The organism is Stenotrophomonas maltophilia group sp. RNC7 (assembly GCF_030910085.1).
Lineage (GTDB): Bacteria > Pseudomonadota > Gammaproteobacteria > Xanthomonadales > Xanthomonadaceae > Stenotrophomonas > Stenotrophomonas sepilia.
Window position 1 is genome coordinate 1 of the sequence record NZ_JAVFVN010000631.1, and the last position, 727, is coordinate 727.

1 protein-coding gene is annotated in these 727 nt (G+C 28.3%); it reads left to right on the plus strand.

Features of this window, described 5'->3' with window-relative positions; all coding sequences use genetic code 11:
* A partial coding sequence (locus RCF13_RS12740; RefSeq protein ID WP_308141225.1) for a hypothetical protein occupies positions 1-666 on the plus strand: 666 nt, incomplete at its 5' end.
* Positions 667-727: the final 61 nt, after the last annotated feature.

Sequence of the window (727 nt, forward strand, 5' to 3'; positions counted from 1 at the left end):
AAAGAAATGATGTGGATATTAGTAAAAAATAGTGATTTATTTGGATACATTTCAAGTGCCAAAACTTTTAAAAGTTACTTATTAGCTAAAAATTGGTTGATTCAGCGAAAAGAACTTGATTATGGGAAAAATATTGAAATTGTACTGGCCACTGGAGAAGTAATCACCAAAAAAGTAAAAAGAATAAGAATAGAGTTAATTAAACGTGAAGAAACTCCAGGGATTCCTTCAAAAGAAGCAATAAAAAAAGTATTTGAAGCAGCATTACAAAGGGATGTAGTTGATGCCAAAAATTATATTGTATGGGGAGTACATTTTAATAGTAGTGTTAAAATTCATGAGCATATTTCTCTTTCTATTAGGGACATTAAGGAAGGATTTGCAATACACCCTTTAAAAATTCCTTATGGAGCAATAAAAGCAAAAGGGATTAATGCTTATACAGGACAACTGTATAAAAGAGTTCTCCACACGTGGTTATTACATTTAATAACTAATCAGACAGAGATGTTAGTTAATTATAGTAGATATTCTGAAAAAGAATTGTTAGATAAAATTTATTCCTTATATGAAGCAATTGATTTTGAAGATGACGAGTTATATAAGGAATTGATAGAAACATATAGGTTAGAAATGCAACATCAAGTTTCTAGAGGTGTAGTGTGAATAATAAATAAATATTTGCGATATCAAAATCATGATAATAAGTGTTTATCATGGTTTTTTT